The sequence below is a fragment of the Bartonella sp. MR110HLJHH genome, from assembly GCF_042194225.1.
Taxonomy (GTDB): domain Bacteria; phylum Pseudomonadota; class Alphaproteobacteria; order Rhizobiales; family Rhizobiaceae; genus Bartonella; species Bartonella grahamii.
In genome coordinates this window covers 97,290-113,626 of record NZ_JBHIMQ010000001.1, presented here as the reverse complement: position 1 = coordinate 113,626, position 16,337 = coordinate 97,290, and the positions used below count along the sequence as shown (strand labels likewise).

General features: G+C 36.7%; 16 protein-coding genes. 9 read left to right on the top strand and 7 right to left on the bottom strand.

The window, feature by feature from the left end; translation table 11 throughout:
- Positions 1–78 precede the first annotated feature (78 nt).
- The 4 genes from mnmG to ACFIKB_RS00475 are packed head-to-tail and all read left to right on the top strand — an operon-like array spanning position 79 to position 4,336.
- The gene (gene mnmG / locus ACFIKB_RS00490; RefSeq protein WP_375652549.1) at positions 79–1,947 is read left to right on the top strand and encodes a tRNA uridine-5-carboxymethylaminomethyl(34) synthesis enzyme MnmG; all 1,869 of its coding nucleotides are present in this window, start codon (positions 79–81) and stop codon (positions 1,945–1,947) included.
- On the top strand, positions 1,947–2,594 hold the full coding sequence (gene rsmG, locus ACFIKB_RS00485) for a 16S rRNA (guanine(527)-N(7))-methyltransferase RsmG (protein WP_375652548.1): 648 nt from the start codon (positions 1,947–1,949) through the stop codon (positions 2,592–2,594). The genes mnmG and rsmG overlap by 1 nt, the downstream gene beginning before the upstream one ends.
- Positions 2,595–2,600: 6 nt before the next feature.
- On the top strand, positions 2,601–3,398 hold the full coding sequence (locus ACFIKB_RS00480) for a ParA family protein (protein WP_375644349.1): 798 nt from the start codon (positions 2,601–2,603) through the stop codon (positions 3,396–3,398).
- A gap of 32 nt (positions 3,399–3,430) precedes the next feature.
- A complete protein-coding gene (locus tag ACFIKB_RS00475) occupies positions 3,431–4,336 on the top strand; it encodes a ParB/RepB/Spo0J family partition protein (protein WP_375635354.1) in 906 nt (301 codons plus the stop codon).
- 558 nt (positions 4,337–4,894) lie between these two features.
- On the opposite strand, the gene ACFIKB_RS00470 is transcribed toward ACFIKB_RS00475, so the two are convergent.
- From ACFIKB_RS00470 to dapF, 7 genes are all read right to left on the bottom strand, one after another.
- Positions 4,895–5,434, bottom strand: a complete 540-nt coding sequence (locus ACFIKB_RS00470) for a hypothetical protein (RefSeq protein WP_375652547.1) — start codon at positions 5,432–5,434, stop codon at positions 4,895–4,897.
- On the bottom strand, positions 5,391–5,735 hold the full coding sequence (locus tag ACFIKB_RS00465) for a hypothetical protein (RefSeq protein WP_375652545.1): 345 nt from the start codon (positions 5,733–5,735) through the stop codon (positions 5,391–5,393). The genes ACFIKB_RS00470 and ACFIKB_RS00465 overlap by 44 nt, the downstream gene beginning before the upstream one ends.
- Positions 5,736–5,800: 65 nt before the next feature.
- A complete protein-coding gene (gloB, locus tag ACFIKB_RS00460; RefSeq protein ID WP_375644346.1) occupies positions 5,801–6,562 on the bottom strand; it encodes a hydroxyacylglutathione hydrolase in 762 nt (253 codons plus the stop codon).
- Between the two features lie 62 nt (positions 6,563–6,624).
- Positions 6,625–7,311, bottom strand: coding sequence for a septation protein A (locus tag ACFIKB_RS00455; protein WP_375652544.1), 687 nt, complete (start codon positions 7,309–7,311; stop codon positions 6,625–6,627).
- Positions 7,308–8,561 (bottom strand): signal recognition particle-docking protein FtsY, encoded by a 1,254-nt coding sequence (ftsY, locus tag ACFIKB_RS00450; protein WP_375652543.1) that lies wholly within the window; start codon positions 8,559–8,561, stop codon positions 7,308–7,310. Before ftsY ends, ACFIKB_RS00455 begins: the two co-directional genes overlap by 4 nt.
- A 14-nt stretch (positions 8,562–8,575) precedes the next feature.
- The gene (gene mtaB, locus ACFIKB_RS00445; protein WP_375644345.1) at positions 8,576–9,859 is read right to left on the bottom strand and encodes a tRNA (N(6)-L-threonylcarbamoyladenosine(37)-C(2))-methylthiotransferase MtaB; all 1,284 of its coding nucleotides are present in this window, start codon (positions 9,857–9,859) and stop codon (positions 8,576–8,578) included.
- Positions 9,859–10,710 (bottom strand): diaminopimelate epimerase, encoded by an 852-nt coding sequence (gene dapF, locus ACFIKB_RS00440; RefSeq protein WP_375635348.1) that lies wholly within the window; start codon positions 10,708–10,710, stop codon positions 9,859–9,861. Before dapF ends, mtaB begins: the two co-directional genes overlap by 1 nt.
- Positions 10,711–10,937: 227 nt before the next feature.
- On the opposite strand from dapF, the gene ACFIKB_RS00435 reads away from it, so the two are divergent.
- The 5 genes from ACFIKB_RS00435 (at position 10,938) to sucD (ending at position 16,225) form a co-directional block, all read left to right on the top strand.
- Positions 10,938–11,483: an AprI/Inh family metalloprotease inhibitor gene (locus tag ACFIKB_RS00435; protein WP_015857108.1), complete on the top strand. Its 546-nt coding sequence runs from the start codon at positions 10,938–10,940 to the stop codon at positions 11,481–11,483.
- Positions 11,484–11,581: 98 nt separating this feature from the next.
- Complete coding sequence (gene zapE / locus ACFIKB_RS00430) at positions 11,582–12,781, top strand: cell division protein ZapE (RefSeq protein WP_375635470.1); 1,200 nt, start codon at positions 11,582–11,584, stop codon at positions 12,779–12,781.
- A gap of 288 nt (positions 12,782–13,069) precedes the next feature.
- On the top strand, positions 13,070–14,032 hold the full coding sequence (gene mdh, locus ACFIKB_RS00425) for a malate dehydrogenase (RefSeq protein WP_375635347.1): 963 nt from the start codon (positions 13,070–13,072) through the stop codon (positions 14,030–14,032).
- Between the two features lie 90 nt (positions 14,033–14,122).
- The gene (gene sucC, locus ACFIKB_RS00420; protein ID WP_375635346.1) at positions 14,123–15,319 is read left to right on the top strand and encodes an ADP-forming succinate--CoA ligase subunit beta; all 1,197 of its coding nucleotides are present in this window, start codon (positions 14,123–14,125) and stop codon (positions 15,317–15,319) included.
- 3 nt (positions 15,320–15,322) lie between these two features.
- A complete protein-coding gene (gene sucD / locus ACFIKB_RS00415; protein WP_375635345.1) occupies positions 15,323–16,225 on the top strand; it encodes a succinate--CoA ligase subunit alpha in 903 nt (300 codons plus the stop codon).
- The last annotated feature ends 112 nt before the right edge of the window (positions 16,226–16,337 follow it).

The window sequence follows — 16,337 nt, the reverse complement described above, 5'->3', positions numbered from 1 at the left end:
TAGACAGATTATAAAGATTATGTAATTTATATTCTGTTTCACGTGAAACCTTAGAATATTTTCTACGGAATGAATAAAATGCAATCATATGATGTTGTTATTGTTGGTGGTGGTCATGCTGGCTGTGAAGCGGCTTCAGCTTCAGCGCGTGTAGGAGCCAAAACAGCGCTTGTTACACATAAAATATCAGCACTGGGAACAATGTCGTGTAATCCTGCTATTGGTGGACTTGGAAAAGGGCATCTAGTTCGTGAAATAGATGCGTTAGATGGTCTCATGGGAAGAGCAGCAGATGCTGCTGGAATTCAGTTTAGACTACTTAATAGACGTAAAGGACCGGCAGTAAGAGGACCACGGACACAGGCGGATCGGCAACTTTATAAAAAAGCAATTCAAAAATTATTAAAAGAACAAGAAAATCTTACTCTTATTGAGGATGAAGTTATTGATCTGGTTGTTAAAGATAATTGTGTATCAGGTGTTATTTTAAAAAAACAAGGAACAATTTTATCTGGTGCTGTTGTTTTAACAACAGGAACATTTTTAAATGGCTTTATTCATATTGGTGATAAAACATGGGCTGCTGGACGTATGGGAGATCAGTCAAGTGTGCAACTTGCTAAACGTTTAAAAAATTATCATATAAAACTTGGTCGATTAAAAACAGGAACCCCTGCTCGTTTGAGTAAAAAAACAATTGCTTGGGATCATCTTCCAAAACAACAAGCAGATGAAAATCCCATTCCCTTTTCTCTTTTAACAGAGAAAATTGAACAACCACAAATTGAATGTGCAATAACACGTACAAATGAGAGAACACATCAAATTATTCGCGAGAATATTTATCGTTCTGCTTTATATTCTGGAAATATTGAAGGGTTAGGACCACGTTATTGTCCTTCTGTTGAAGATAAAATTGTGAAATTTGGAGAACGTGATGGACATCAGATCTTTCTAGAACCAGAAGGATTAAATGATGATACTGTTTATCCAAATGGTCTTTCTACTTCTCTTCCTGAAGATGTACAAATTTCTCTATTGAAAACCATTGAAGGGTTGGAAAATGCTATAGTTTTGCAACCTGGTTATGCTATTGAATATGATTTTGTTAATCCACAACAATTAACGAGAAGCTTAGAATTATGTTCTTTACCGGGTTTGTTCTTAGCAGGCCAAATTAATGGTACAACAGGATATGAGGAAGCAGCAGCACAAGGACTTTTAGCTGGATTAAATGCGGCACGTAAAGTAGGTAAATTAGATGAAATACTTATAAGTCGTTCTACCGCTTATATTGGTGTTATGGTTGATGATTTGGTTTCACGTGGTGTTTGTGAACCTTATAGGATGTTTACATCACGTGCTGAATTTCGTTTATCTTTACGATCTGATAATGCTGATACGCGTTTAACACCTTTGGCACAAAAATGGGGTATTGTGAGTGAAATACGTTGGGAATGTTATCAGAAAAAACAAGAACGCCTTGATCAAGCACGATCAATATGTCAAAATCTTTTTTTAACACCCAATGAAGCTTCTGCTCATGGATTACACGTTAATCATGATGGAATTCGGCGTTCCGCTTATGATTTTCTTGCTTATCCTCATATGACTTTAGAGCGTCTTTCAGATTTTTGGCCACAATTACAAATGATTGATTCTAAAACAGCAGAATCTTTAGAAATTGAAGCACAATATGCGGTTTATTTAGATAAACAAGCACAAGATATTGCCTCTCTTCAAAGAGATGAGCGTTTAGAAATTCCTTCTTCTCTTGATATTCAGGCAATTTCAGGTCTTTCAAATGAACTTAAATCAAAAATTCAAGAAGTGTCGCCGCGTTCAATTGCTGATGCACAAAAAATTGATGGCATGACACCCGCCGCGTTATCGCTTATTATTACATATATTCAACGTCAACGACGTGAAAAGGCTAAAACAGCTTAATGGATTTTTATACAGAAAAAAAATATCAACAATTATTAAATATTGTTCCTTCTGTTTCACGTGAAACGATGGAAAATTTAATTCAGTTTGAGTCTTTAATACTTCAATGGAATGCGCATATTAATTTGATATCTGCTACAACGATACCAGATCTATGGACACGGCATATTCTAGATTCAGCACAAATTTTTCCTTTGTATGCTCATTCTTTACATTGGTGTGATTTAGGATCAGGAGGAGGTTTTCCTGCAATTGTGATTGCTATCTTTTTGAAAGAAAAAAAAGTAGGACATATTAATCTTGTTGAAAGTAATGGGAAAAAAGTTTCTTTTTTGCGAACAGTTATTGCTCAACTTAATCTTCCAGCAACGGTTTATCACGCTAGAATTGAAGATGTATATCAAAAAATTCCCGTATCTGATATTATAACGGCACGGGGATTAGCGCCGCTCAATAGTCTTTTACAACTTATTTTTCCTTTATTAACAGAAAAAACAATCGCTCTTTTGCAAAAAGGTCGGGATTACGCTACAGAAATAAAAAATGCCTCTGCCAATTGGCACTTTGATCTGTTAAAACATAAAAGTAAAGTTGATGAAAATTCTGTTATTTTAGAAATTTCTCATATTCGATCATATAGAGGGTAGAGCAAAATGAGCGAAACACGAATTATCGCTATTGCAAACCAAAAGGGTGGAGTCGGAAAAACAACCACAGCAATTAATCTTGCAACAGCTTTAGCGGCTATTGGTGAAAATGTCCTTATTATGGATGTTGATCCACAAGGTAATGCTAGTACAGGTTTAGGGATTGATCGTAATAACCGTCCTTTATCTTCTTATGATGTTTTAGTTTCGGGAGTTTCAATTACACAAGCGGCTTTAAAAACAGCAGTACCTAATCTTTATATAGTTCCCTCTACACTTGATCTTTTAGGTGTGGAAATGGAAATTTCTTCATCACAAGATCGCATACAACGCTTACGTAAAGCTTTCTATGATGATCCGGAAATGGAAAAAAAATTCAATTATATTTTAATTGATTGTCCTCCCTCCCTTAATCTTTTAACACTTAATGCTATGGGGGCTGCGGATTCTGTTTTAGTGCCTATGCAGTGTGAATTTTTAGCACTTGAAGGTTTAAGTCAATTACTTGAAACAGTAAAACAAGTGCGATCCGTACTTAATCCATCTTTAGAAATCCAAGGTATCGTTCTAACAATGTATGATGGACGTAATAATCTTTCAAATCAAGTTGTTGAAGATGTACGTTCTTTTATGGGAGATAAGGTTTATCGTACTGTTATTCCACGAAATGTAAGAGTATCAGAAGCGCCCTCTTTTGGAAAACCTGTATTGCTTTATGATCTCAAATGTGCTGGGAGCCAAGCTTATTTGCGTCTAGCATCAGAAATGATTCAACGTGAAAAACAAGCGCGTGCTGCTGCTTAAAAAAATCAACTAAAAATTTAAAGAGCAAAATTATGAATGATGATCAATCAAAAAAAAGGCTGGGTCGTGGATTAGCGGCATTAATTGGGGATATCAGTTTAAACAGCGATCTTACACGTTCATCAAATACTGACAAATTTACAGAGTCCGATACAGCTTCTCCTGTTTCTGAACGATTTGTTCCACTTGAATCTATTTCGTGCAATCCACATAATCCGCGACGCCATTTTACCGATTCAGAACTTGATAATTTAGCACAATCAATTCGCCAGCACGGTGTTGTTCAACCTGTTATTGTAAGACCATCACGTGATCATCCTCATCGTTTTGAATTAATTGCTGGCGAACGGCGTTGGCGTGCTGCACAGCGAGCTAATTTAAATAAATTACCTGTTATTGTTCGCGATGTAGATGATAAAACGGCTTTGGAATTGGCAATTATTGAAAATGTTCAACGTGCCGATCTTAATCCTATCGAAGAAGCAATGGGATATGAAATTTTGCTGAATGAGCATGGATATACGCAGGCAGATTTAGCGCAAGTTATTGGAAAAAGTCGCAGTCATGTTGCTAATACGCTTCGTTTGTTAAAACTTCCACCAAAAGTACAACAATTCTTAACCGATGGACAACTTTCCGCTGGTCATGCACGCTGTCTTATCACTGTTGAGAATCCACAGGATTTAGCCGAAAAAATTATTCGCGAAGGGCTTTCTGTGCGCCAAACGGAAATACTTGCGTATGAACAAGCAAATCCAAAAGTCAAAAAACGAACTGCTGTTGAGAAAGATACAGAAACAAAATCTTTAGAAAAATTACTTGCAGATGTTATCGGAATGAAAGTGACTATTCGGCATGGCAAAAAAGGTGGTGATTTAAAAATACGCTACTCTTCACTAGAACAATTAGATGATATTTGCCGGCGTTTGCAAAACTAGTTAATTGTCTAAAATAGTACGAATTCTATCGATATATTTTTGATCGAAATTTAAATCATCTGAAGATATAGTATTTTTTCATTGAAGAGGATTTCTTTATCTTCAAAGGCTATTATTGCAGCAAAGTTGCTTGAAGAGTCATGAGATCAATAATGTAATCTTTAGGTGAGAGATTATGTTTTCTTAAAAGATCTGTTAGTTTTGATCTAGAAAAAATAGAAGCAATGAGTCTTTTAATGCTGTTATCATTTCCGGTATTGGATACCTCTGGCTCTGGAGGTAAATCCTCAATTTCTTTGTTTTAGTTATTCTATTTTTAAGAGGAAATATTCTGTTAAAGGATAATTTACAGTGATATTTGGATGGCTGCTAGGGAGAGAACAAATAGATTGTTTGTTCCCTTTGCCATTGTTATTTGAATATATGTTAAAAAAGAGAAAAGAAAAAACAAACACAATGCCAATTTAAACATGATCAAAATTTATCCTTTCTTTTCCAAATTTCAGTGAAGACTTTTCCGTTTGCGAAGTTAATCATTTGTTCAAAGTAGCATGAATTCTATTTACAACGCCCTCTTAAAGCAACAAGCATTCTATACATATATTTTTTACCAAATTCCAAATTATCTGAAACTACAGCATTTTTTTTATCAAAAGAAATCTCATCTTTTTTGAGAACTTCAAGAGGAAATAACAGCATTGTTAATGTTGCTTGAATGGCGAGGCGACCTATAACAAAATCTTTAGGTGTGATATTATTTTTTCTTAAAATATTCATTAATTTTGGTTGATTAGAAATAGAAGCTACTAATCTTTCAATACTGTCATCGTGTTCAATTTCAATATCAGATGCTTTTTCAGTATTGGATACTTTTGATTCTGGTGGTGAGTTTTCACACTCTTCTTTATTAATTTGTTCCATTTTAAAAAGCAAATCTTCCGTTAAGATGTAATTTGCGATGACATGCGGGAAATTGAATTTATTGGCTGTTTCCTTTTTCTTTGTTGGGTTACAAATTTTGCTTTCAACAGCCAATATTCTATACATATGTTTTTTACCAAATTCCAAATTGCTTAAAAACACAGTTTTTTTTTTCATCAAATTCAAAACCCCAGCTAAGCGCCATCAATATTCCTTCAAACATATTGCAACCAACAGCAAAATCTTTAGGTGTGATGTTATTGTTTTTTAAAATACTCATTAATTTTGGTTGATCAAAAATATAAGCGGTAAATTCTTTAATACTACTGTTATATGGGGTATTAGATGTTTTTAACTCTGGCAGTAAATTTTCATATTCCTTTCCAATTTGTTCCATTTTTAAAAGAAAGTCTTCAGTTAGGGTGTAATTTTCAATGAAATGCTGGAAATTAAATTGATTGTCTATTTCCTTTGCCATTGTTAGTTGAGTATGTATTACAAAAAGAAAAAGGAAAAAAAAATGTAACACGAGCTTAAACATGGTTAAAAATTATCCTTTCTTCTTCGAATTTCAGCAAAGACGTTTTCATCTGTTTCTTCTTCCATTGCAAGGCTTCTTCGCAGTGTACTGTCATCCCAGCGGAGAAAGGGATTGGTAGCTTTTTCTTGCCCTAAGGTTACTGGTAAAGTCATAGTATTTTTTGCATGTAGCAAAAAAACTTCTTCTACTCTTTGACGAAGTTTCTGATTATGTGGATCAAGTGTTAACGCGAAAAGAGCATTGTTTTTGGTATATTCATGACCGCAATAAAGAAGTGTCTTATCGGGAAGTTGACGAAGCTTTTTTAAAGAGTTCAGCATTTGAGCAGGTGTTCCTTCGAAAAGGCGTCCACAACCGAGTGAGAAAAGTGTATCTCCAGCAAAGAGTAAACCTTCTTCAGGAAAATAATAAGATAATGCGCCCGAAGTGTGACCAGGTGTTGAAAGAGCCAAAAGTGGGTGAGAACCAAAGAGAAGTTTTTCATCAGGTTGAAGTGTTTGATCAAGATGGTGAATCTTTTCTTTTTCTGCTTCTGGTCCGATAACCATAGCGTTGTATACTTGTTTTAATTCTTCCAATGCTTCTACATGGTCGTGATGATGATGAGTTACAAAAATAGTCTGAAGTGTCCAGTTACGGCGTTTTAAGGCGTCATGAATCGCTTCACCTTCAGGAGCATCAATTGCAGCTGTGTAGCCACTTTTTTCATCATGAATGAGTACACCAAAGTTATCTTTTCGACAAATAAACTGTTCAATCAACATGTTTTTCTCCTGAACAGTGTTTGGTGATGAATCTATAGAATAATATATAGTGGTGAATTTTTTTAAGAATCAGATTTGTCCTCTTCTGTGAAAAGTCCTTTTGAATGTTTCATAATGATAGGCATTTGGGTAAGCATAAAGAGGACTGTTAGGGGCATGACGCCAAATACTTTAAAACTTGTCCAAAAATTGTCGCTAAAATTACGCCAAATAATTTCATTCAAAAGGGCAAGAAAAACGAAAAAGAATGCCCAACGATAGGTAAGTTTTTGCCAGCCTAAATCATCAAGTTTTAATGTAGAATCAAGAGCATAACGTAAAAGTGGTTTTTTAAAACACATACCACCAAAAAGGATGAGCGCAAATAAGCTATTAATAATTGTTGGTTTCATTTTGATGAAAGTATCGTTGTGAAGCCAAAGAGTTAAAAATCCAAAGACTAGAACAAAGATTCCTGAAAGAAGAGGCATAATAGGAATTTGTCTTGCAAGGATCCATGATAAGCTTAGAGAAATAATAATCGCTATCATAAAAATAGCTGTTGCAGGGAAAATAGGTTTACTAAAATTTTGAAAAAATCCAATGTTTTTTATTAACCATTCTCCCTTATAATTGGCAAAAAAGAAGGCAACCAACGGACCCATTTCTAAGAGAAACTTTATGGTTGGTGAGAGAGGGGGGGTCTTATTGTTATTCATATTTTTTTCAGAATTATGGCGTGAATTAGGGTTAGATAAAGGCTGTTTCATGTATGTTTTCCTGCGATAGTTTCGGCAAAGTCAGAAGCAGAAAAAGGTTGAAGGTCTTCAATATTTTCTCCTATACCGATAAAATAAACGGGTAATTTATATTTTGCTGCTATAGCGACAAGAATTCCTCCTCGTGCGGTTCCATCTAGCTTTGTCATGACTAAACCATTAACACCAGCAATATCACGGAAAATTTCCACTTGGTTGAGTGCATTCTGTCCGGTAGTTGCATCAAGCGTTTGAAGGATTGTATGGGGTGCTTGGGGGGTGTGTTTTTTTAAAACACGAATAATTTTTGCCAACTCATCCATCAATTCAGATTTATTTTGTAAACGCCCTGCTGTATCAATAATTAATACATCGCTGTTTGCTTTTTTTGCTTTTTCATAAGCATCAAAGGCTAAGCTGGCGGCATCTGCACCCAATTTTGTCGAAATAACAGGAGAATCAGTACGTTTACCCCAAATATGCAATTGCTCAATAGCTGCGGCTCGGAAAGTATCACCAGCTGCAAGCATAACTTTTAATCCCCCTGCTGTTAATTTTGCTGCAAGTTTTCCGATTGTTGTCGTTTTTCCAGTTCCATTTACACCTACCAGCAAAATAACATGAGGTTTATAGCTGAGATCAAGCTCTAATGGAATTGCAACAGGTTCCAGAACTTTTTTGACCTCATCAGCTACAATAGTATGAATATCGTCTGGGGAAAGATCTTTTCCGTAACGACTGGAAGCTAAAGTATTTGTGATGCGTGTCGCCGTTTCTACTCCAAGATCAGCTTGGATAAGGACATCTTCGAGCTCTTGCAATGTATCTTCATCAAGTTTTCTTTTAACAAAGAGGTCGCCAATTGATCCGCTTAGGCGTTGTGAAGAAAGAGATAGACTTTTTTTAAGGCGCCCAAACCACGCTATCTTTTTTTGTTCAACAGAAGGTTCAGATAAAATTTCTTCATTCTTTTTTTCACGGATGTTGTCTGTGACAATAATTTTACCAGAAAGAGGAATTTTATCAGAATGGGATTCTAGAAATGGAGATTTTTTATCATATTTTGTAAGTGTTAACTCTCGATTTTTTGTTTGCTCTTCTTTTTCTGTGTCTATAGAGATTTGGTTATTTTTTGTCCTTTCATTTTTGTCTTTATTTTCTTCCATTATATCGCTTTTATCAGGAATAGAAATCTGTTGTTTCATTTCCTGCTCTTGAGATTTGTTAAAAGAGAATATTTTTTTAATAAAAGATTTCGTCATAAGAATTTTCCTGCTCAAGCAGCGTTTAATTTTGGAAGGACAGCAATCAATTTATCGCCATCATGATCAACGATAAGGGCTTGAACAATTGTTCCTGCTTTTGCACCTTTAACTTGTACAAGAGTATAATCTTCTGTTCGTCCGATTTCATCTTTTTCAATGAGAACTGTTTGTAGACTGTTTTGCAAATGAGCAAGATGCTTTTGGTAAGCCTCTTCACCTGCTTTACGTAATTTTTCAGCACGCATCTTAACTATTTTACGGTTGATTTGTGGCATACGTGCGGCAGGTGTTCCTTCTCTTGGACTAAAGGGGAAGACATGGAGATGGGTTAAATTACAATCTTTGATTAAAACAAGACTGTTTTGAAACATCTCTTCTGTTTCTGTAGGAAAACCAGCAATTAAGTCGGCACCATAAACCATTGTAGGACGTTTGGCACGCAACTCTTGGCAAAATTGAATGGCATGTTCGCGTAAGTGTCGCCGTTTCATCCGTTTTAAAATCATATTATCACCTGCTTGCAAAGATAAATGCAAATGGGGCATGATCCTTGTTTCATAAGCTAAAAGATTAATGAGTTCTTCGTCTGCTTCAATAGAGTCAATAGATGAGAGGCGTAATCGCGCTAAGTCAGGGACATGATGCAAAATTGCTGAAGTTAATTTTCCTAGAGTAGCTTTTCCAGGAAGATCGTGGCCATAACTTGTAAGGTCAACACCTGTAAGGACAACTTCTTGGATACCCTCACCGATCAGCTTTTTAATTTGTTCTATGACAGCACCCATGGGAACAGAGCGAGATGGTCCTCGTCCATAAGGAATAATGCAAAATGTACAGCGATGATCACATCCATTTTGTACCTGTACAAAAGCGCGGGTGCGCTCTTGCATTGCACTGACCATATGTGGAGCAATTTTTTGTACTTCCATAATATCATTGACACGCACCTTTTCGGAATGGTTAATACCAAAATCAGGAAGTTGACGATAAGAATGGGCGTGAAGTTTATCTTCGTTTCCTAAAACGAGATCCACTTCTGTCATTGAGGCAAAATTTTGTGCTTCTGTTTGGGCTGCACACCCTGTTACAATGATACGTGCATGAGGATTTTCACGTCGTGCTTTGCGGATAGCTTGTTTTGCTTGTCGTACGGCTTCGGTAGTGACAGCACAGGTATTAAAGATAATAGCACCATCTTTAAGCTGATCTAGCCCTGAAGAAGTACTTTCTTTGCGAATGATTTCCGATTCGTAGCTATTAAGCCGACAACCAAAAGTTACAATTTCTATTGCCATCAGGAGTGATCCTTTTTGTAGCACCCTGTTAAAGGGCTTAAAAAACCACTAAATTGATATTTTATTGGTCCTGTCATAATAACGTGATCATCTTCTCGGTAAAAAATATTAAGTGTTCCCTTTGGTAAGTTTACATCAATATGGCGTTGTGTAAGACCACGACGATAAGCAGCCACTGCACTTGCACAGGCAGCACTTCCACATGCTTGTGTTAATCCTGCTCCTCGCTCCCATGTCCGTAAATTTAGACTTTTCTTTGACGTTATGCAAGCAATGGAAATATTGCACTGTTCGGGAAATAGGGGATCATGTTCAAGTTTTGGTCCATATTTTTCTAATGGAATATGTTGAATATCATTTTCAACAAAAAAGATAGCATGGAGATTGCCAATGGATATGAGACAAGCATCTTTTAGAGGACCAGCCGTAATTTCTACGTGATTGGTATCAACTATTTCACGTGAAACAGGCATCTCTTTTGCATTGAAATTTGGGCATCCCATATCAACAGAAATGAGATTATCGGTTTGATATGTCCCTTCAATAATTCCAGCGGGAGTTTCTAAACGAAATTTTTCACCAAAATTGTGATCTTTAAGCCATGCAACGACACAGCGGGTACCATTGCCACAAGCTTTAGCCATTGATCCGTCGGCATTCCATATTTCTATGCGGAAGTCGGCTTTTTTCTGGGTTGGTGTGTGGATAGCCATGATTTGATCAAAATGCATTTCGGGATCTGCTGACAAAGCAAGGATTGCTTGTAGTGTAAGAGCATGAGTGCTTTCACGCATATCAATAACAATAATTTGATTTCCAAGACCGTCCATTTTGCTAAATGGCGTTTTCATGAAACTTCTCTATTTCTAATGATTACTTATAAAGAAATATATGACTGAAAATCTTATAAATTTCTAGTCTTTAATAAAGATAAAATTGGGTACATAAATTATTTCGTTTAAAAATAAGTGATTTTAACCTGTTTTTTTTAATTTGTTAATTTATCTTTGTAACTATAACAAATATTCACTTAATTTTTTTTGTGAACTTATTTATTGTCGTGGGAGAGAGTACAGATATGTCGTTTTCAAAAATTTCGTTTTTCGTTGCACTATCAACTGTAATGCTTTTAGGGGGATGTTCAACAACACGGTTTGACAGTAATGACGGTAGTAACGCATTAGAAGTTTTTTATCCATCTCAACAAATGACAACATTGGAAGTGTCTGATCTGTCATCTACTTCTTCGTCGATATCTGAGGCAGCAAACGCTTCGATGTATGAAAAAGGAGATTCTCAGAGTGATGGACGAATGGCTAGTCTCGAATTGCCAAGTAATGCTACTGATTTATTTCCTGCAAGTGTTGCTGGTGTATGGAATCTTTCTATGGGGGGTAAAGTTTGTCGGATCGCAACGCCGCAAACAAAGTTTGGACAAGGGTACCGCGCTGGTCCTTTACACTGTCCAGGAATTGCTTCCCAAGTGAGATCGTGGGCTGTTAAAGGAAAAAGATTATATTTTTATAATAACTCTGGACGTGTTATCCTTGCTCTCTACTCTTCAAATGTTGATCGTTTTGAGGGACGTACACTTGATGATCATCCCGTTGTTTTAAGTCGTTAAATCATTTTTGATCGTTTATGAAAAACTAAGCTAGACGGGCAGATTCGTGAAAAGTATTTGTATTTTTCATTGAGAACGGTTTGAAAAAGGTTATTTGGATGATTCTCGTTTCAACACGTTATAAAGAGCTTGTCTCTAAAGGGGAGGTTTGTTTTGATCCCGCTCAATTAGCTATAACAGAATATTTTGACCATTTATTAAAAAAAATTGCGGAACAAAACATCTCTCGTCCTTGGACTTGGATATTTTGCTTTTTCTTTAATAGAATATTTAAGAGGAAAAAACAAAATATCTCTTGTGTTGTAAAACAAGGGGATGAAAAAGGTTCTTTTCAGGGGTTGTATGTTTTTGGTGAAGTAGGACGGGGCAAAACCATGCTGATGGATTTGTTCTTTTCTTGTTTGCCTAAAGGTCATAAAAAGCGTGCTCATTTTAATGATTTTATGACTGATGTGCATGAGCGTATTAATTTTTATCGTCAAGCATCTGGGGGTGAAAAGTTTAAACAAGATAATCCTATTTTAGCTGTTGCTGAAGATCTTGCACGAGAAGCAAAGGTACTTTGTTTTGATGAGTTTAGTGTAACAGATATTGCTGATGCTATGGTATTGGGGCGGCTTATTTCTGCTTTGTTTGATAAAGGAATTTTCTTTATTGCGACTTCAAATGTGGCGCCGGATAACCTTTATTATAACGGTTTAAATCGTGAACTCTTTTTGCCTTTTATTCAAGTTTTGAAAGCATATGTTCGTGTTGTTAATCTTGATGCAAAAACAGATTATCGTCTTGAAAAATCAAATCTACAGCCTGTGTATGTAGCACCTTTAGGGAAAAAAGCAGATGAATGCATGGATCAAGCATGGGCACTTGTATTGCAAGGACATAAGGAGATATCTGATGAGCTTTCTATAAAAGGGCGCCTTATTCCTATTCCGCGGGTTGGTGCAGGATGTGCACGCTTTGATTATGGAGATTTATGTGCAAAGCCTTTGGCAGCGGCTGAGTATTTGGTATTAGGGGAGAATTATCATACGATTTTTATTGATAATGTACCGGTCATGGATGATACATGTCGCAATGAAACAAAACGGTTTATTTTGCTTATTGATATTCTTTATGAGCGCCACATACGGTTATTTATGTCGGCTGCGGCAGAGGTGGGAGATTTGTATAAAGGGCATGCGCAGATTACGGAAACATTTGAATTTCAAAGAACACAGTCACGTCTTTTTGAAATGCAAAGCCACGATTATTTAAAACTTTGGGAAGAACATTTTCTTTTGAAGAAGAAGCATTGATTATACTTTTACCTTTACGTAAACTGTAAAAACAATAACTCTTTGAAATTAAAGAAATGTAATAATTCTGTTGTATTTTTTTAAAATTCACTTTATCGATACATCGTGATAATTTTCTAATAGTTGTTTCAGCGGAGGGTTGTTGTTTCTGTAAGGAGAAAAATTTGTAAATTTCATTTCTTTACTCCTTTTTATGATATTGTTTGAATATGGTTGAAGTCAAAAATATTCAGTATAGGGACGCTGATGGGTGTGCGCTGAATTATCTAAAAGTTAGGAAAAAATAAAATGGCACGGAAAAAAATAGCTCTCATTGGTTCAGGTATGATTGGTGGTACTTTAGCACATATTATTGGGCTTAAAGAGCTTGCTGATGTGGTCTTATTTGATATTGCAGAAGGTGTGCCACAAGGTAAGGCTCTAGATATCGCCGAATCTTCTCCCGTTGATGGTTTTGATATCAGTCTAAAAGGTGCTAATGCTTATGAAGCAATTGAAGGTGCTGATGTTGTTATTGTAACAGCAGGCGTTGCGCGAAAACCTGGTATGAGCCGTGATGAACTTTTGGGCATTAATTTAAAGGTTATGGAACAAGTTGGAGCTGGAATTAAAAAATACGCTTCTTCAGCATTTGTTATTTGTATTACCAATCCCCTTGATGCAATGGTGTGGGCATTGCAGAAATTTTCAGGTCTCCCTACACATAAAGTGGTTGGTATGGCTGGTGTTCTTGATTCAGCGCGTTTTCGTCATTTCTTATCTGAGGAATTTAAGGTCTCTATTAAAGATGTGACAGCGTTTGTTTTAGGGGGGCACGGTGATACAATGGTTCCTCTCGTGCGTTATTCAACAGTTGGTGGTATTTCTTTGCCTGATCTTATAAAGATGGGCTGGACAACACAGGAAAGAATTGATCAAATTATCCAGCGTACCCGTGATGGCGGTGCAGAAATTGTTGGTTTGTTAAAAACAGGTTCTGCTTATTATGCACCAGCAGCTTCTGCTGTTTCTATGGCTGAGGCCTATTTAAAGGACACTAAGCGTGTTGTGCCTGTTGCAGCTTATCTTTCAGGAGAATATGGGGTTAATGATACCTACGTTGGTGTTCCTGTTGTAATTGGTGCAGGTGGTGTTGAACGAGTCATTGAAATTGATCTTGATAAAGAAGAAAGAGGTGCTTTTGATCATTCAGTAAATGCAGTTAAAAAGCTTTGTGAAGCTTGTATTGCTCTTGTGCCTAGTCTCAAGTAAATTGAACAAGATTTAATTCATTAAAACTAAGTATTTAGAATATTAAAACTTTAGGATTAATAATGATCCATAAAAGAAAAGGACAAATGCATGAATATCCATGAGTATCAGGCCAAACGTCTGCTTCATGAATATGGAGCACCAATTGCAAATGGTGTTGCTGTTTATTCTGTTGAGCAAGCTGAAAAATGGGCGGAAAAATTGCCCGGACCTCTCTATGTGGTTAAAAGTCAGATACACGCTGGTGGTCGTGGTAAGGGTAAGTTTAAAGAACTTGGTCCTGATGCAAAGGGTGGTGTTCGGCTTGCAAAATCTGTTGAAGAAGTTGTTGCAAATGTTCAAGAAATGCTTGGTAAAACTTTGGTAACCAAACAAACGGGTCCAGAGGGTAAGCAGGTCAATCGTCTTTACATTGAGGATGGTGCTGATATTGAAAGGGAGCTTTATCTTTCACTTTTGGTTGATCGTAGCGTTGGTCGAATTGCTTTTGTTGTTTCAACAGAAGGTGGAATGGATATTGAAACGGTTGCTGAAGAGACACCAGAAAAAATATTCACGCTTCCCATTGATGCTGTAGAGGGTGTTACTTCGGTTGATTGTGCAAGACTTTGTGATGCATTGAAACTACAAAGTAGTGCGCGAGAAGATGGTGAAAAGCTTTTTCCGATTCTCTATAAGGCATTTTGTAAAAAAGATATGAGCCTTTTAGAAATCAATCCGCTTATTGTGATGAAAGATGGTCGTTTACGTGTTCTTGATGCAAAAGTTTCTTTTGATAATAATGCTCTGTTTCGTCATCCAGATATTTTAGAATTACGCGATCTTTCAGAAGAGGATCCAAAAGAAATTGAAGCATCAAAGCATGATCTTGCTTATGTTGCTCTCGAGGGTACGATTGGTTGCATGGTTAATGGTGCGGGTCTTGCTATGGCAACAATGGATATTATCAAACTCTATGGAGCTGAGCCTGCAAATTTTCTTGACGTTGGTGGTGGAGCGTCAAAAGAAAAGGTGACAGCTGCTTTTAAAATTATTACGGCCGATCCAAATGTTAAGGGCATTTTGGTTAACATTTTTGGTGGTATTATGCGTTGTGATGTCATTGCTGAAGGTGTGGTTGCTGCTGTTCGTGAGGTTGGTTTAAAGGTTCCCTTAGTTGTTCGTCTTGAAGGCACTAATGTTGAGCAGGGTAAAGCAATTATTAATGAAAGTGGTTTGAATGTTATTCCTGCTGATGATTTAGATGATGCTGCCCAAAAAATTGTTGCAGCCGTGAAGGGAGCTTAAGCTATGTCGATTCTTGTGAATAAAGAGACAAAAGTTCTAGTTCAAGGGCTTACAGGAAAAACAGGAACATTTCATACAGAACAGGCGCTTGCTTATCATGATACGCAAATGGTTGGGGGTGTTAATCCTAAAAAGGGTGGAGAAACATGGGAAGGTTCAAAAGGCGAAACTCTTCCTATCTTTGCTAATGTTGCAGAAGCAAAGGAAAAAACAGGCGCGGATGCTTCTGTTATTTATGTTCCTCCTGCAGGGGCTGCGGCAGCTATTATAGAGGCTATTGAAGCTGAAGTTCGTTTAATTATCTGTATTACGGAAGGTATTCCCGTTATGGATATGGTTAAAGTGAAGGCGCGATTAGAAAACTCAAAGTCTCGTCTTATTGGTCCTAATTGTCCTGGTATTCTTACACCAAATGAATGTAAAATTGGTATTATGCCTGGTTCTATTTTTAGAAAAGGTTCTGTTGGGGTTGTTTCGAGGTCGGGAACTTTAACTTATGAAGCCGTTTTTCAAACGAGTCAGGAAGGTCTCGGGCAAACAACTGCGATAGGGATTGGTGGCGACCCTGTTAAGGGCACTGAATTTATTGATGTGTTGGAAATGTTTTTAGCGGATGATGAAACTCAGTCTATTGTTATGATTGGGGAGATTGGTGGTTCTGCTGAAGAAGAAGCAGCACAGTTTCTGCAAGATGAAGCAAAAAAAGGTCGTAAAAAACCAGTTGTTGGCTTTATTGCTGGCCGTACAGCTCCTCCAGGACGTACAATGGGACATGCTGGTGCTGTTATTTCTGGTGGTAAAGGTGGAGCAGAAGATAAAATTGCGGCAATGGAATCAGCAGGGATTCGAGTGTCTCCTTCACCATCACAGATAGGTAAGACTTTGATGTCAGTTTTGAAGGGCTAAAAGAAAATTTCACCTGAATAAGAAAAAGTTCTTAGATTCAGGTGAAAAAACTTGAGTATAAAAAGGTAAAACTTTTTTGAATGTTTGAATCATTGCTTGTTTTGTAAGCATT

Bases quoted from the DNA above. Each gene is read 5' to 3' on its own strand.
- mnmG (WP_375652549.1), top strand. From the start codon at position 79: ATGCAATCATATGATGTTGTTATTGTTGGTGGTGGTCATGCTGGCTGT.
- rsmG (WP_375652548.1), top strand. From the start codon at position 1,947: ATGGATTTTTATACAGAAAAAAAATATCAACAATTATTAAATATTGTT.
- ACFIKB_RS00480 (WP_375644349.1), top strand. From the start codon at position 2,601: ATGAGCGAAACACGAATTATCGCTATTGCAAACCAAAAGGGTGGAGTC.
- ACFIKB_RS00475 (WP_375635354.1), top strand. From the start codon at position 3,431: ATGAATGATGATCAATCAAAAAAAAGGCTGGGTCGTGGATTAGCGGCA.
- ACFIKB_RS00470 (WP_375652547.1), bottom strand. From the start codon at position 5,434: ATGAAAAAAAAAACTGTGTTTTTAAGCAATTTGGAATTTGGTAAAAAA.
- ACFIKB_RS00465 (WP_375652545.1), bottom strand. From the start codon at position 5,735: ATGGCAAAGGAAATAGACAATCAATTTAATTTCCAGCATTTCATTGAA.
- gloB (WP_375644346.1), bottom strand. From the start codon at position 6,562: ATGTTGATTGAACAGTTTATTTGTCGAAAAGATAACTTTGGTGTACTC.
- ACFIKB_RS00455 (WP_375652544.1), bottom strand. From the start codon at position 7,311: ATGAAACAGCCTTTATCTAACCCTAATTCACGCCATAATTCTGAAAAA.
- ftsY (WP_375652543.1), bottom strand. From the start codon at position 8,561: ATGACGAAATCTTTTATTAAAAAAATATTCTCTTTTAACAAATCTCAA.
- mtaB (WP_375644345.1), bottom strand. From the start codon at position 9,859: ATGGCAATAGAAATTGTAACTTTTGGTTGTCGGCTTAATAGCTACGAA.
- dapF (WP_375635348.1), bottom strand. From the start codon at position 10,710: ATGAAAACGCCATTTAGCAAAATGGACGGTCTTGGAAATCAAATTATT.
- ACFIKB_RS00435 (WP_015857108.1), top strand. From the start codon at position 10,938: ATGTCGTTTTCAAAAATTTCGTTTTTCGTTGCACTATCAACTGTAATG.
- zapE (WP_375635470.1), top strand. From the start codon at position 11,582: ATGATTCTCGTTTCAACACGTTATAAAGAGCTTGTCTCTAAAGGGGAG.
- mdh (WP_375635347.1), top strand. From the start codon at position 13,070: ATGGCACGGAAAAAAATAGCTCTCATTGGTTCAGGTATGATTGGTGGT.
- sucC (WP_375635346.1), top strand. From the start codon at position 14,123: ATGAATATCCATGAGTATCAGGCCAAACGTCTGCTTCATGAATATGGA.
- sucD (WP_375635345.1), top strand. From the start codon at position 15,323: ATGTCGATTCTTGTGAATAAAGAGACAAAAGTTCTAGTTCAAGGGCTT.